Source organism: Megasphaera sp. UPII 135-E (genome assembly GCF_000221545.1).
GTDB classification, from domain to species: Bacteria; Bacillota; Negativicutes; order Veillonellales; family Megasphaeraceae; genus Megasphaera; species Megasphaera hutchinsoni.
The window spans coordinates 1-15,478 of record NZ_AFUG01000008.1 but is presented as its reverse complement, the minus strand read 5'-3'; the positions used below and the strand labels follow the sequence as shown (position 1 = coordinate 15,478).

Sequence of the window (15,478 nt, the reverse complement as noted above, 5' to 3'; positions counted from 1 at the left end):
TCATTTCTCTTTTTGAAATGAGTTTTATTTTAAAATGAAGAAGGTGAGTACATGGACACAAATACAATTATGACTTTGCCGTTTATTCCTTTACGTGGCATTGTTGTTTATCCTAAATGGTTAAGTCATGTTGACTTAGGCAGAGAACAATCATTAGCAGCCCTTGATGCGGCAATGGAAGATAATCGTTATTTAATTGTTGCTACACAAATAGATCCAGATGAAGATGAGCCATCATTAGAAGATGTATATGATATAGGAACACTTGTACAGGTAGATCAAGTATTGCGTTTACCGGGAGATCTCGTACGGGTAATGCTCAATGGTATTGCCCGGGTACAGTTGCAAGGTATGCGAAAAAAAGAAAAGTATATTGAAATGATTGCCGTACAACAAGAGGAAATACATGATGATGCACAACGGGAAGAAGCGTTGCGTCGTACTGTTATAGAAAAATTTGTCAAGTGGGCAGATAATTTACGTAATTCCGATGACCTTGAAGAACGGGCTAAAGATATTACAGAAGCAGGCAGGTTAGCCGATTTTATTGCCAGCCGCTTGCCAATTTCTTATGTGGCACGGCAACAGATTTTAGAAACTATGAATGTGGTGGACCGGTTGGAATTGGTCCGTAAATTTATTGATTCAGAAATTGAAATTGCGAAATTAGAAATTACGTTAAACCGCGAAGTGCGAGAAAAGATGGATCAACAACAAAAAGAATATTATTTACGTGAAAAAATAAAAGTGATTCATCAAGAACTGGGAGATACGGTTGATCGAGATTCTGAAATAGAAGAATTACGATCAAAAATTGCCAAGCTAAAACTACCAAAGAAAATAGAAGAACCTCTATTGAAGGAAGTTTCGCGTTTGGATGGTATGTCGAATATGATGGCTGAATCAGCTGTTGTGCGTACTTACTTAGATTGGGTTTTGGCATTGCCGTGGAAAAAGGAAACACGTGATCGATTAAATTTACAAGAAGCTCGAAATGCCTTGGATGAAGACCATTACGGTTTAGAAAAGGTAAAAGAACGTATTATTGAATATTTAGCCGTTAAGCAATTGACGAAAACTTTAAAAGGGCCTATTTTATGTTTAGTGGGGCCTCCTGGAACGGGAAAAACAAGCATTGCTCGCTCAATTGCCCGTGCAATGAATCGTAAATATGTGCGAATCTCTTTAGGCGGTGTACGTGATGAAGCGGATATTCGTGGGCATCGACGTACATATATTGGTGCTTTACCAGGTCGAATTATTGCAGGATTAAAACAAGTAGGCGTTAAAAATCCTGTTTTCTTACTGGATGAAATTGATAAGATGACCTCAGATTTCCGTGGAGATCCTTCATCGGCATTGCTAGAAGTCTTGGATCCGGAACAAAATAATTCCTTTGTCGATCACTTTATTGATTTGCCATTTGATTTATCCAAGGTCTTTTGGATTACTACGGCGAATGTGATTAGTGATATTCCCAATCCTTTGCGAGATCGCATGGAAATCATTGAGTTTTCTAGTTATACGGAAGAAGAAAAGGTAAATATAGCGAAAAAATATTTAGTCCCGAAACAAATTCATGAAAATGGATTGACGAAAAAGCAGGCTACTTTTTCTGATGCTGTTTTGCATCATTTAATTAGTGGCTATACGCGCGAAGCGGGCGTACGGAACTTAGAAAAAACTATTGGTGCAATTTGTCGTAAAGTTGGTAAGTCTCTTTTACTACAAGAAAAACCAGCAATGACGGTATCTGTCAAAAATTTAGAAAAAATGTTGGGACCTGTTAAATTCCGTTCGGAAGAAGCCAGTAAAAAAGATGAAGTAGGACGTGTTACGGGCATGGCCTGGACACAAGTTGGTGGCGTTATCTTGGAAACGGAAGCCGTTGCCGTGAAAGGCAAGGGGGGGCTCACCTTAACAGGACAACTTGGTGATGTCATGAAAGAATCTGCACGTGCCGGTGTGACTTATATTCGTAGTAGAGCAAAAGAATTGGGCATTGATGAAGACTTTTATAAAACGATGGATTTACATATTCATCTGCCAGAAGGGGCAATTCCTAAAGATGGTCCTTCAGCGGGAATTACCATGGCAACGGCCTTGGCATCGACTTTGTCGGGACGTACGATTCGTCATGATGTGGCTATGACAGGCGAAATTACTTTGCGTGGCAATGTCCTTCCTGTAGGTGGTATTAAAGAAAAAGTTATCGCTGCACATCAAGCGGGTATAAAGAAAATTTTATTACCTATGGAAAATAAAAGAGACATGCGGGATATTCCAGAAAGTGTTAAGAAAGATGTCGATTTTGTTTTTGTCAAAACGATGGATGAAGTGTTGGCAGAAGCGTTAGTGTAGAGGTGCATATGGAGTCATTGGAAATTATTAATGCTCGGTATACGGCGACAGCAGTGAAAAAAGAGCAATATCCAGCTGAGCAGTTACCGGAAATTGCTTTTTTAGGGCGTTCTAATGTCGGCAAGTCTAGTTTGATTAACTCGTTGTGTAATTATAAAGGGTTAGCACGGGTAAGTGGTGCACCAGGAAAAACGCAAACTATCAATTATTATCGGGCTGAATTGCGTGCTGTTGGAGAAGAAGTGCGACATCCTTTTTATTTAGTTGATTTACCTGGATATGGTTATGCTAAGACGGGGATTAAGCAGCGTGAAATGTGGAGCCATTTTATTCGTGAATATGTACAAACGTCTCCTTCATTGCGTTTATTATGTCTATTAGTAGATTCTCGGCATCCGGGTCTTGAAATTGATATTCAAGCATATGAATGGTTGATTACTTCTTCTGTTAAGGTGCAATTGATTGCTACGAAAGCAGATAAATTAAAGGCGAAAGAGCGACAAAAAAATATGTCCCTATATAAAGAAATATTTTCACAAACTGAAACTCCTATTTTATATTCATCATTAAAGCGGCAAGGGTCTCAATTGGTATTGCAACGATGTTTAGAACACTTGGCGTAAAAAGCATCTCGACTTATTGTCGAGATGCTTTTTCTATGAGCAAAACTAGAAAAAAATGTTAAATTTTGATATAATTTATATGTATATAGGCAGTTGCAGGTCCTGTTTTTGACAGTAAAAATAGTAGGATGGTATAATGAACAATGAATGTTTTTAAGAAAAATGAAAAAAAAATGTTATCCATAGTGGTTCCCGTGTATAATGAACAATTAAACATTGAAAAATTTTACACAGAAGTGATAAAAAATGTTGCTACCTTAGATATGGCTTTTGAAATCATTTTCGTTGATGACGGTTCATCAGATACAACACCTCTTTTGTTGAGTCGCTTGACTAAACAGGATTTGCATGTGCGTGCATTGATTTTGGCAAGAAATTTTGGACATCAATTAGCCATTACTTGTGGCATGGATCATGCACGAGGAGATGCGATCATTACGATGGATGGAGATTTGCAACATCCGCCAGAAATGATTCCTGATTTAGTACAAAAATGGCGAGAAGGGTATGATGTTGTGCAGACTGTACGAGAATCTACAGATGATGTGGGGATTTTGAAACGGTTGACATCAAAGTGGTATTATATTTTGCTTAATGCCTTATCACCTGTTCATATTACGCCAGGTGGTTCGGATTTTCGCTTGATAGATCGGCGGGTATTGGAAACATTTTCTCTCTTCCGGGAACATGATCGCTTTATCCGTGGTATGATTGGAGATATAGGGTATCGTCAAATAAAAGTGAACTTTGTAGCACCAAAGCGATTTGCAGGAAAATCGAAGTTTTCTGTTCGGAAGATGATTCATTTTGCTTTAGACGGGATTACGGCATATTCAAAAATACCCTTACGACTAGCCTTGTACACGGGCCTTATCAGTGGCATGATCAGCATTTTAATTATTTTGCATGTGCTATATTGTAAGATTGCGGGAGAAGCTATTCCAGGATGGGCAACGAGTATGGTTGTTGTTTGCCTTATTGGGGGCTTGCAACTTATTTTTTTAGGCATCATTGGAGAATATATTGGTCGTATTTTCCAAGAAGTGAAAAATCGACCCTTATATTGGGTACGAGCTGAATTAGGCGAAAAAGAAGAATAAGTAGAATAAGTATACGATATGGGAAGAAATCATAAAAAGAGTCAATCCTGAAAACAGGTACAGAGGAGATCGCTTAGTATCGATGGTAGTTAGGCGTGTTTCGTAGGTCCTTTGGTGACGGAGAGGAATTTTTATGTGGCATATAGGAAAAATCGCAGTAGTTGGGATCTGTATGATGGTGACGATGGCCGGTAGTAGTGCGGCGGCAACGACATTAAAAATAGGAAGCACAGGCCGTGATGTGGTGATGTTACAACGCCAATTGCGTAAAATGGGGTATAATATCAAGGATGACGGTATGTATTCTGCAGAAACATCGAAAGCCGTAGCCGACTTTCAGCAGAAACAACATCTTCAGGCTAGTGGTACTGTAGGCAATTGGACGTATTATTTGCTGACGGGAAAGCGGCATTCATTATTGGCAGAAGAACAGGTTAAAAATGCTACTTTTGTGAGAGAGGAAACACCGCGAACGAAGAAACATAGTGTATCGATAAGGGATTTAGCAGATCAGCGAAAACTTATGAAACCGCGGCTTATATTAGCTAAATCGTTAAGAGAGGAACATATTTCTAGCCCGCTTAATAGGTTTGGAAAAAAAGTAGTTGCTTCGGCATATAAATACTTGGGTGTTCCTTATGTATTTGGAGGCAATACGCCTGATGGTTTTGATTGTTCGGGATTTACGCGTTATGTCTTTTCACATAATGGGGTACAATTACCACGCATGGCGAATGAACAGTATCAAGTGGGAGAAAAAATCGAAAAAGAAAAATTACTTCCTGGTGATTTAGTTTTCTTTTCTACATATATCGCGGATGATATATCTCATATAGGTATTTATGTCGGCGAACATCAATTTATCAGTGCTACAACGAGTGGTGGGATTCGCGTAGATGATTTAGAAAGTGAATATTGGTCTACTCGTTATATTGGTGCAAAGCGGATTCGCTTATAATAAAATAATATATAAGTGTATGTGAGTGAATATAAGATTATAGAGGAGTGTTAGCATGAAGTACATGACAGGGAATGAAATACGTAAAGCTTATTTAGAATTTTTTAAGGGAAAGGAACATTTGCCATTACATAGCTTTCCTCTAATTCCCGATAATGATCCCAGTTTATTATTGATTGGTGCTGGTATGGCTCCTTTAAAACCTTATTTTACGGGAAAATTAATACCTCCGTCTTATCGCGTAACGACGAGTCAAAAATGTATTCGGACGGGCGATATTGATAATGTAGGACGAACGGCAAGACATCATACTTTTTTTGAAATGTTGGGTAATTTTTCGTTTGGGGATTATTTTAAAAAAGAAGCCATTGCTTGGGCATGGGAATTTTTGACTGAAGTATTGCAATTGGATACGGATAAATTATATGTAACGGTCTATCCTGATGACGAAGAGGCTTATTCTTATTGGCATGATATGATTGGGTTAAGCAAAGATCGTATTTTTAAATGTAAAGATAATTTTTGGGAAATTGGCGAAGGCCCCTGTGGACCTGATAGTGAAATTTTTTATGATTTAGGACCCGAACGGGGATGTGGAAAAGATACTTGTACAGTTGGTTGTGATTGTGATCGGTATTTAGAAATTTGGAATTTGGTGTTTTCTCAATTTAATCGTACGGCTGAAGGTGAATATAAACCATTAGCGAAGAAAAATATTGATACGGGTGCAGGGTTAGAACGCTTGGCATCAGTTATTCAAAAGAAAGAATCTAATTTTGAAACCGATTTAATTTTCCCAATCATTGAAAAGGTACGGGATATCTGTCAGGGTAATTATGATGATCCTCAACAAAAAATTGCTATGAAGGTTATTGCAGATCATCTTCGTGCTATTACCATGATGATTAGTGATGGTATTTTACCTTCTAATGAAGGGCGAGGGTATGTATTACGACGTGTGTTGCGTAGAGCGGTACGTTTTGGACGTTTATTAGGGATTGAACAGTTATTTTTGAGTAGTTTAGTGGATACGGTATTGACTATTATGTCTGATGGCTATCCTGAATTACGTGAACATGAAGCGTTAATTAAAAAAGTAATTGAAACGGAAGAAAAACAATTTAGTATGACCTTGGTTCAAGGCATGGAATTACTTGATTCGTTAATTGCAGAAGCAAGTAATTCCAAAACATTATCAGGAAGTGCGGTCTTCAAGTTATATGATACTTATGGTTTCCCCGTAGAATTAACAGAAGAAATGGCTGGAGAAAAGGGTTTTTCTATTGATATGGATGGGTTTGCAACAGCCATGAAAGAGCAGCAAGATAGAGCGAGAGCCGCCCGTGCTGATGTGGTTGCAAAAGTCTTAACGCCAGATACGACGGCGTTGAATTCAGCCGAATTGATTTTTGATGAAACGGCTACGGAAGCACACCTTCTTATGTTGGGAAAAGATGGACAGGAAGTTGAAGCCGCTCATGATGGTGAAACGGTAACGATTATTTTGGATCGCACGCCATTTCACGCAGAAGGTGGCGGACAGATGGGCGATACAGGCGTTATTTCTACGGCGTCAGGACGTGCGGTTGTAACCGATACGAAGGTGTTGCCGAATGGGATTTTATATCTTATTGCAACGGTGATGGAAGGATATTTAAAGACGGATACAATTGTTTCTTTAGCAGTTGATACGGAACGGCATCTTGCTTTGGCACGCAATCATACGGCTACGCATTTATTGCATGCAGCGTTGCGGCGTGTCTTGGGTAATCATGTTAATCAAGCGGGCTCCTTAGTTACACCGGAACGCTTACGGTTTGATTTTACTCATTTTTCACCGGTTACGACAGATGAGTTATATGAAGTAGAAACCTTGGTTAATGAAGAAATTTTGAAAAATATACCAGTTACATTAGCTGAAATGAGTCAAGCCGAAGCAAAAGAAAAAGGTGCGATGGCTTTATTTGGTGAAAAGTATGGAGATGTCGTTCGAGTGGTTTCCATTGGTGATTTTAGTTGTGAATTATGTGGTGGTTCTCATGTGCATTCTACGGGGATTATTGGTCCCTTTCGCATTGTGAGTGAAGCTGGAACGGGTACAGGTGTACGACGGATTGAGGCTATTACAGGCAAGGCAGCTTTAGAAAAGGCACGGCAAGATGCTATATGTTTGCAAGAAGTGGCACATATATTAAAAACACAATCAGATGGAGTCGTACAACGTGTACAGCAGCTGACAGCAGAATTAAAAGACAAAGAACATGAGTTGCAGCAATTGAAAAAGGATGCGGCTTTATCGGATATGGAATCATTGTTGGCACAACAGGAACAGTGTGGCGATGTATCTGTATTAGTAGCAGAGGTGCATTGTGATTCTATGGATAGTTTACGTGAATTAGCTGATGCGTTAATGGACAAGCAGCAGCAAGGTGTTATTCTTTTAGGTATGGTTCACGAAGGTAAAGTTAATTTTGTATGCAAGGTTGCTAAGAATGATACAAAACGCGGTTTGCATGCAGGTAATATTATTAAAGTGGCAGCACAAAAAGCTGGTGGTAATGGTGGCGGGCGTCCTGATATGGCGCAAGCTGGGGGTAAAAATACCGATAATATCGCAGTGGCACTGGCTGCAGGTAAAGAAACAATATATCATATACTGAAATAATTCAGTATGAAAGGACGTGAGTGTATGGCAGTAAAAGATGAAACGATGATTGTACGGAATCGAAATGAAGAACAAAACGTGGCATCGATGATTCTGGAAGATGTATATCATGCATTAGTGGAAAAAGGATATAATCCAGTGGATCAAATTGCAGGATATCTCCTTTCAGGCGATCCCGCCTATATTACCAGCCATAATAATGCACGAAGCAACATTCGTCGATTAAATCGTGATGAGCTATTAGAAGAATTAATTCAATCTTATATACAACAGAAAGGGCTATAATGCATGAGAATTATAGGATTGGATATTGGGTCTAAAACGATTGGGGTAGCTTGTAGTGATGCATTGCAGATTACGGCACAAGGCGTGTATACGATTAAGCGAAAAAATGAAAAAGAAGATTGGTTAGCAATACAAGCCGTAGCAACAGAACGACAAGTTACACGTATCGTTGTAGGGAGACCACGTCATATGAATGGAACGGATGGTGACAATGTTAAGGCTATCGAAGTATTTGTCCGTTATTTGCAAAAAAAAATGCCCCAAATGGAGTTTGTGTATTGGGATGAGCGCTTGACTACCATTATGGCTGAACAGGTACTTATGGAAGGTGGCGTTCGTCGTGAAAAGCGGAAACAATTTTTGGATACGATGGCAGCTGTTCTTATTTTACAAAATTATTTAGATGCACAAAAATAGATTCATAAGTTCTCTTTTTGCAGATGAAATGTAAAAAATAATTTTTTATAAAATTATTATTGCATATTGATAAAATAACGATTAAAATAAATATACTAATAAGAAAGGAGCATAACGAGAATGACTCGTTATACTAGTATAGATGGAACATACTGTAGATAAGTCAAACGAGGTAATAGAAGTAGAATTGGTTACCATGGTTGGCGAAGATGGATCAGAAGTTTATTGTCTTGAAAAAGAACATTTTACATATGCAGGTAAAGAGTTTGCGATGTTAGTACCCGTTGCAGATGATAGTGATGATTTTTCTGTAGATAAAGATATTTTAGCAGCCGAAGAAGAAGAAGGTATTATAGCTCGAGTCGAAGAGGAAGATGGTAAGACTATTTTTGTATCACCAACGGACGAAGAGTTTGATGGTGTCCTTCAAGTTATACAAGAACTTGAAACAGTAGACTAAATATATTGTCTGTGTCCAATGATGATATGTTTAATTTACTGAATATATATCTGCCGGCACGATGGGGTGTCGTCTTTTTTTGCGATTAGTACATGAAGACATGGAGGAGTAAATGATGTCAGAATTGCCGAGTATACAACAATTAAAGAATTTTATTACCTATGGAAAATATCAGAATTTTACGTCTGCTGCCCGTGCTGCTAATATTACGCAATCGGCATTTAGTTTTCAGATGAAGCGCTTAGAAGAATTAGTAGGAATACAGCTTATTGAACGCTCTAATCGGGGCAGTCATTTAACAAAAGATGGAGAACTATTTTATGAAAGAATTTCGCCTTTGGTGAGTGAATTAGAAACTTGTTTATGTGATATACGGGCATTAAGTGGAGATATTGAGACACTTTCGGTAGGGACGATGCTTTCCCTTGGCGATGTGCAAATGAATCGACATTTGGCGTATTTTCAAAAGCATCATCATAGTGCCGCGTTGCGTGTATATAATATGGAAGCACGGGAAATGTTACAGTGGTTGAGTGAAGACAAATTGGATATTATTTCCTTATTTGAATTACCTTCATTAGATATTAGTGCATATGAAAAGGCTTTTTTTTGCAATGAAGATTTAGTGTATTACGCACCTCATTTAGATGGATTGGAAGAACCGATTACGGCAGATACAATTGCATCTAATCCGTTGGCACAATATTCGCCACAGTATGTGATGCATGATTATATTGATCACTATTTTTCTGTATATAGTAGTGTGCGTCCAAAAACACAAGCGTGGTTTTCAACGCCCTATGCGATTATGAATTATTGTCAGCAAAATCGAATGGGCTCGCTTTTACCAAAACGATTTTTACATGCTATGGGCGTAGAACGGGGATATTATGATTTAATTCCGCCGATTACATTGCCTTGTTATTTGTTGTACAAAAAGACGAATCCTAATTATAACGCCATTCAACTTTTTGTTTCTTACATTCAAGAAACGTATCATGTATATGATTCGCATGATAAACAATAGACATATATTATCACATTTTCTTATGAATGATATCATATATTTTTTGTTATACAAAGCGGAATATTAGGTATACAATCAATGGTATCAAATAAAAGGAGATGTAAGTAAGTTATGTCTGAAGAATCACTTTGGAATAAAGATTTTCTCTTAGATACGGGGATTAACTTTATTGTCTTTTTAATTTATTATTTATTGATGGTTATTATTGCCGTGGTGGCAAAGGATCAACTTCATGCTAGTTTGGGACAAGCTGGATTAGCATCGGGAATTTTTATCGTTGGTACCTTATTAGCACGTTTACAAATTGGGAAAGCGATAGAATTATATGGAAGAAAACGAACTCTTTATGGCGGCACGATATTTTATTTTATCACCATGTTATTATATTTTTATATGCCGTCATTAAGCATTATGTTATTAGTACGTTTTTTAAACGGGTTGGCTTATGGAATGGTATCGACGGCGACTAATACGATTGTTGCACAGTGTATTCCTGCATCGAAACGAGGACAAGGTATTAATTATTATGGGTTAAGTACGAGCTTAGCTGCAGCTATTGGCCCCTTTTTAGGTATGTTGTTAATGCAGATTACTAATTTCCGTTTTATTGTAGGTTTCTGTTGTGTGTTATTGGTTCTATGTATGATTGGGAACTTGTTCTTACGGGTAGAAGAGATAGACTTGACTGATGAAGAACGGGAAAGAATGAAGAAAGTTTCTTTAGAAAATTATGTCGAACCAAAAGTATTGTTAATTTCTTTTGTGGGCTTTTTAATGGGTTTCGCTTATTCGAGCGTGGTTGCTTTTTTAGCAGCCTATGCAAGAGAAATTAACTTAGTTGCAGCAGGTACTTTTTTCTTTGTCGTATATGCCGTAGTCATTACGATTACTCGTCCATTGAGCGGCGTTATTTTTGATAGTAAAGGGGAAAATTATGTTTTATATCCCTGTTATGTATGTCTTGCTGTGGGATTGTTAATTTTGGCGAAAACGACTATGTCTTGGCAATTACTGTTAGCGGGTGTATTTATTGGACTAGGTTATGGTACATTTATGTCTAATGGTCAGGCTGTATGTATTAAAATTACGGAACCTCATCGTGTTAGTGTCGCCTTATCAACTTATTTTGTTACATTGGATTTAGGTATTGGCGTAGGTCCGTATGTATTGGGATCTTTGCATGGTATATTGACATTACCGCAATTATATATGGTAGCAGCGGTTGTAGCGGTAGTTTGTCTAGTTATTTATTACCTTGGATATGGGAGAAAAGTAAGTAAACAAGCTAACTTGTGTTAATTTATGAATTAATTAAATAGGATGGAATAAGGAAAAGAACAGGCAAACGTTGAAGAAAAAGAATGACGTTTGCCTGTTCTTGTGGTATTGGGCATAGTTGTTATTAGAGATGATCTACTATTTTTTTTGCCTTATCTTTGTATTCTTCTTCGGTGAGGATGTCATGGTCTTTTAATATTTTTAAATAACTCATTAGTACAGCCGGATCGACATCGCATGTAGCGGTAGAAGGATCACCGCTAGTAGCCTCGCCTATGCTCTTTGGGCGTATGTCGGATGTACGCTCATTTGTAGGAACGACTTCGCCGGAGGTATCGGATTCAGTAAAAGACTTCAGATATTCGTTAATAACAATGGTATATTCCATCGTGCAATTGAACAAAGATAGCAGGTGATATTATTTTTGCTAAGTTTACAAGTGTTTTAGAATAGATCGCTGGGCGTAAGCGTTGAAAAAAACACAAGTGTTAAACGATAGTGCAATATATGTTATATGGGTAATCTTCATGAATTGTGGTGGAAGGGGGCGATAATTATAATAATATACAAGTGATGTAGGTTTTGGGGATTACTTTTTTGATAACTATAGTGTACAAAATATAGCCGTTTATACGAAAATATAAAAATACTGAATGGTGTGATAGCATAATATATTTATGTCAATAATTAAAAGGGGATAATTGATAGATTTTTTATTATTATAAAAAGAGATAAAAGGATTTTGCATAGACGTATCGAATACTATAAATAAGCAATGAAAATCGATTGTTGATTTTCAAGGAAAGGAAGGGATGACTTATGGCAATGATCGTTCGTGGTAAAAATTTGGAGATTACACCAGCTTTGAAAGAGTATGTATTAAAAAATGAGAAAAAATTATTGAAATACTTTGACAATGAAGTGCAATCTCAAACGATGTTGTCTATCGAAAAAGAACGCAAGATTGCAGAAATTACACTGCGTATTGATGGCGTTGTGTTACGTAGTATTGAAGCTAATGAAGATATGTATGCTTCGATTGACTTGGCATATGACAAATTGGTTCGGCAAATCCATAAATATAAAACTCGGTTGGCACGACGGATGAAAGAAAGCGTTTTTCATGCTTCCTTAATTGAAGGTAAGGTAGAACCGGAAGAAAAATTTGAAATAGCACGGGTTAAAAAATTTGCGGCACGCCCGATGGATACGGAAGAAGCCATTTTACAAATGAACTTAGTAGGACATGATTTCTTTGTATTCTTAAATGCTGAAACGGATAAAATTAATGTTGTGTATAAACGAAAACATGGAAAGTATGGACTTATTGAACCAGAATTTTAAGGGTATAGAAACAGGACTGCCAGTGGTAGTCCTGTTTCTATACTCCCCATTATAGGTAAAGGATGTGCAAGGTATGATAGTAACGGGACGATTATTCGTAACGGCGAAATTGATTCCTCATGGAAAAACGTTTGCTGATATTGGCACGGATCATGCGTATATTCCCATTTATATGTGTCAAAAACAATATACGCCGCGTGCTATTGCTGCGGATATCCGATTAGGACCGTTACAAGCGGCTCAAGCACATATTCGAGAATTTCAGTTAGAAGAACGCATTACTTGCCGTTTAGGGGATGGGCTTACGTGCATTCAGCAAGGTGAAGTAGAAGGTGCCGTGATAGCTGGTATGGGCGGTTATTTAATACGGGATATATTAGCTAAATCGATTTCTTTATGGCAGACATTTTCTTTTATGGTATTACAGCCTATGCGAGATGCGATAGCTGTGCGGCGTTTTATCAGTGAACATGATTGGCATATTGAAGATGAAATACTAGTGCAAGATGGTCATTTATATGATGTTATGCGAGTCTGTCCAGGAAAAGGGAAAAAATTATCGTATGGGGAAATGGAAGTAGGTCCGATAAATTGGCAACGGCAAGATAAATTGGTAGAACGTAAATTATATTTACTTATTTCGCAAAAAAAACGTATTTTGCATGGCTTTCAACGAAGCAGACAAAATATGGAAGAGCAAATTCGTAAATTACAATGGGAAGTAGAACAATTGGAGGCAATGAAATGGCAACTACCGTAGGGGATATCGTTACATATTTACAAGGGATAGCACCTCTTTATTTAAAGGAGGAGTGGGATAACCCAGGCTTATTGCTAGGGAATCAGGGAGATCCCGTTTCTTCGGTTTTGGTTACGTTAGATGTGATGGAAGGTACGGTTGACTATGCGATTGCAGAAGGAATATCGTTTATTTTTAGCCACCATCCACTTATTATGAAGGGAATAAAGGCTATTCGCACCGATTCGTATGATGGTCGGATGTATCAAAAATTACTTTCTCATCATATTGCAGTGTATGCGGCACATACGAATTTAGATAGTGCTACGGGTGGAGTTAACGATGTCCTTGCCGAGCATTTGCAATTACAGCATGTGCGTCCATTTATTCCAGGTGTGTCGGAATCGTTATATAAGATTGCCATATACGTGCCAAAGGGATATGGTGATGCTATTCGTGAAGTCTTAGGCAAGCATGATGCGGGACATCTTGGTGCATATAGTTATTGCTCATTTAGTGTAGCCGGGCAGGGGCGATTTAAACCGTTAGCAGGGACTCATCCTTTTATTGGCAAACGGGATGTTTTGGAAACAGTCGAAGAAGAGCGGATAGAAACTATTGTTGAAGGGTCGCGTTTAGGCGAAGTTATTACAGCGATGCTTGCTGTACATCCTTATGAAGAACCAGCTTATGACATTTATCCATTATATCAGCAACGTACTGCATTGGGATTGGGGCGTTTAGGTGAGTTGGCAACTCCTTTATCTTCTATGGCGGCGGTACAATGGGTTAAAGAGGCATTACATCTAACGCATGTGTCCTATGCGGGACCGATGGATCGACAGATTCAGACAATCGCTGTTTTAGGCGGTAGTGGTGCAGAATTTATTGCTACGGCTAAAGCCGCTGGGGCAACCTTATACGTCACAGGTGATATGAAATACCATGCCGCACAAGAAGCAATCAAACAGGGGATATTAGTGGTGGATGCTGGCCATTTTGGTACGGAATTTCCTGTTATCGATAGGATGAAACAGAATATAGAAGCTGAAAACGAAAAGCAAGGTTGGCATATTCAGTGTGTGGTTGATCCGACGGCAATGGATATGATACAAAGGCTATAAGGAGGTAATGCTATGATGAAGCATGATGACCATGTCCATCAAATCCGAACAGAGCCCATATATGCTATTTTAGGTGAAACTTTTTCTAGAGGGCGTACGAATCGACAAGTAGCAAAAGCGTTATTAGGTGCAGGTGTACGTATTATTCAATATCGAGAAAAGGAAAAAAGTTGGCAAGAAAAATATGAAGAAGCTCGCGATATTTGTCAGTGGTGTAATGAATATGGGGCGACATTTATTATGAATGATTCTATTGATTTAGCCATAGCTTGTGAAGCACCGGCAATTCACGTTGGGCAAGATGATGCTCCGGTTGCGTGGGTACGACGTTTGGCACAGCGAGATATTGTGGTAGGTGTATCAACGCATACGATAGCAGAAATGAAAAAGGCTGTTCGTGATGGTGCTGATTATGTAGGATTAGGACCGATGTATCAGACAACATCAAAAATGGATGTGCATGATATTGTTGCAGATGTAGATAAAGCCTATGCGTTGACGTTGCCTATTCCTGTGGTGACAATTGGTGGGATTGATCTTATACATATACGGCAATTATATACGGAAGGATTTCGTTCCTTTGCCATGATTAGTGCCTTGGTAGGTGCTACGGATATAGTAGAACAGATAGGTGCTTTTCGTCAGGTATTGCAAGAAAAAATTGACGAATGCTAGCAAGTAAGATACAATAAACAAATGAGTATGAAAGACAATCGCTGGTGGAATACATCAGAGGAAAGTCCGAGCTCCATAGGGCAGGATGCCGGATAACGCCCGGCGAAGGTGACTTTAGGGATAGTGCCACAGAAATGTGTACCGCCACGTATGTGGTAAGGGTGGAACGGTGCGGTAAGAGCGCACCAGCGGTATGGTAACATACCGGCTAGGTAAACCCCATCTGGAGCAAGACCGAATAGGGAAGAGATGAAGCGGCCCGCTGATCTTCCGGGTTGTGTCGCTGGATCATGTCAGTAATGGCATGACTAGATAGATGATTGTCGCTGCAGTAGCAGAACAAAACTCGGCTTATTGATTACTCATACAAAAAAAACTCTCTCACATGAGAGGTTTTTTTAGGTTTTAGTTATTACTTGTAT

15 protein-coding genes and 1 other RNA gene are annotated in these 15,478 nt (G+C 38.5%); 15 read left to right on the top strand and 1 reads right to left on the bottom strand.

Going from position 1 to position 15,478, the window contains the following annotated elements:
• Positions 1-51 precede the first annotated feature (51 nt).
• From lon to HMPREF1040_RS01450, 10 genes are all read left to right on the top strand, one after another.
• On the top strand, positions 52-2,361 hold the full coding sequence (lon, locus tag HMPREF1040_RS01495; protein ID WP_007392141.1) for an endopeptidase La: 2,310 nt from the start codon (positions 52-54) through the stop codon (positions 2,359-2,361).
• An 8-nt stretch (positions 2,362-2,369) separates the two neighbouring features.
• Entirely contained in the window at positions 2,370-2,984 is a 615-nt protein-coding gene (gene yihA, locus HMPREF1040_RS01490) for a ribosome biogenesis GTP-binding protein YihA/YsxC (protein ID WP_007392157.1), read from the top strand.
• Between the two features lie 143 nt (positions 2,985-3,127).
• Positions 3,128-4,084 carry a glycosyltransferase family 2 protein gene (locus HMPREF1040_RS01485; RefSeq protein WP_007392156.1) on the top strand — a complete coding sequence of 319 codons (957 nt, stop codon included), beginning with the start codon at positions 3,128-3,130 and terminating at the stop codon, positions 4,082-4,084.
• 133 nt (positions 4,085-4,217) lie between these two features.
• Positions 4,218-5,042: an NlpC/P60 family protein gene (locus HMPREF1040_RS01480; protein WP_007392238.1), complete on the top strand. Its 825-nt coding sequence runs from the start codon at positions 4,218-4,220 to the stop codon at positions 5,040-5,042.
• A 64-nt stretch (positions 5,043-5,106) separates the two neighbouring features.
• On the top strand, positions 5,107-7,707 hold the full coding sequence (gene alaS / locus HMPREF1040_RS01475; protein WP_176604702.1) for an alanine--tRNA ligase: 2,601 nt from the start codon (positions 5,107-5,109) through the stop codon (positions 7,705-7,707).
• Between the two features lie 24 nt (positions 7,708-7,731).
• Positions 7,732-7,992 (top strand): IreB family regulatory phosphoprotein, encoded by a 261-nt coding sequence (locus HMPREF1040_RS01470; protein WP_007392239.1) that lies wholly within the window; start codon positions 7,732-7,734, stop codon positions 7,990-7,992.
• A 3-nt stretch (positions 7,993-7,995) separates the two neighbouring features.
• The gene (gene ruvX / locus HMPREF1040_RS01465) at positions 7,996-8,409 is read left to right on the top strand and encodes a Holliday junction resolvase RuvX (protein WP_007392246.1); all 414 of its coding nucleotides are present in this window, start codon (positions 7,996-7,998) and stop codon (positions 8,407-8,409) included.
• A gap of 142 nt (positions 8,410-8,551) precedes the next feature.
• Positions 8,552-8,869: a DUF1292 domain-containing protein gene (locus tag HMPREF1040_RS01460; RefSeq protein WP_036257295.1), complete on the top strand. Its 318-nt coding sequence runs from the start codon at positions 8,552-8,554 to the stop codon at positions 8,867-8,869.
• Positions 8,870-8,981: 112 nt separating this feature from the next.
• Entirely contained in the window at positions 8,982-9,896 is a 915-nt protein-coding gene (locus HMPREF1040_RS01455; protein WP_255261325.1) for a LysR family transcriptional regulator, read from the top strand.
• 111 nt (positions 9,897-10,007) lie between these two features.
• Positions 10,008-11,195, top strand: a complete 1,188-nt coding sequence (locus HMPREF1040_RS01450; protein WP_007392205.1) for an MFS transporter — start codon at positions 10,008-10,010, stop codon at positions 11,193-11,195.
• 103 nt (positions 11,196-11,298) lie between these two features.
• On the opposite strand, the gene HMPREF1040_RS08025 is transcribed toward HMPREF1040_RS01450, so the two are convergent.
• Positions 11,299-11,562, bottom strand: a complete 264-nt coding sequence (locus HMPREF1040_RS08025; protein WP_141557785.1) for a hypothetical protein — start codon at positions 11,560-11,562, stop codon at positions 11,299-11,301.
• A 431-nt stretch (positions 11,563-11,993) separates the two neighbouring features.
• On the opposite strand from HMPREF1040_RS08025, the gene raiA reads away from it, so the two are divergent.
• From raiA to rnpB, 5 genes are all read left to right on the top strand, one after another.
• Positions 11,994-12,518, top strand: coding sequence for a ribosome hibernation-promoting factor, HPF/YfiA family (raiA, locus tag HMPREF1040_RS01445; protein ID WP_007392166.1), 525 nt, complete (start codon positions 11,994-11,996; stop codon positions 12,516-12,518).
• A 73-nt stretch (positions 12,519-12,591) separates the two neighbouring features.
• Positions 12,592-13,278 (top strand): class I SAM-dependent methyltransferase, encoded by a 687-nt coding sequence (locus HMPREF1040_RS01440; RefSeq protein WP_007392214.1) that lies wholly within the window; start codon positions 12,592-12,594, stop codon positions 13,276-13,278.
• Positions 13,263-14,381 (top strand): Nif3-like dinuclear metal center hexameric protein, encoded by a 1,119-nt coding sequence (locus HMPREF1040_RS01435; RefSeq protein WP_007392155.1) that lies wholly within the window; start codon positions 13,263-13,265, stop codon positions 14,379-14,381. Before HMPREF1040_RS01440 ends, HMPREF1040_RS01435 begins: the two co-directional genes overlap by 16 nt.
• Positions 14,382-14,393: 12 nt before the next feature.
• The gene (thiE, locus tag HMPREF1040_RS01430) at positions 14,394-15,056 is read left to right on the top strand and encodes a thiamine phosphate synthase (protein WP_007392279.1); all 663 of its coding nucleotides are present in this window, start codon (positions 14,394-14,396) and stop codon (positions 15,054-15,056) included.
• Between the two features lie 22 nt (positions 15,057-15,078).
• Positions 15,079-15,425: RNase P RNA component class A (gene rnpB, locus HMPREF1040_RS07670), an RNA gene on the top strand.
• The last annotated feature ends 53 nt before the right edge of the window (positions 15,426-15,478 follow it).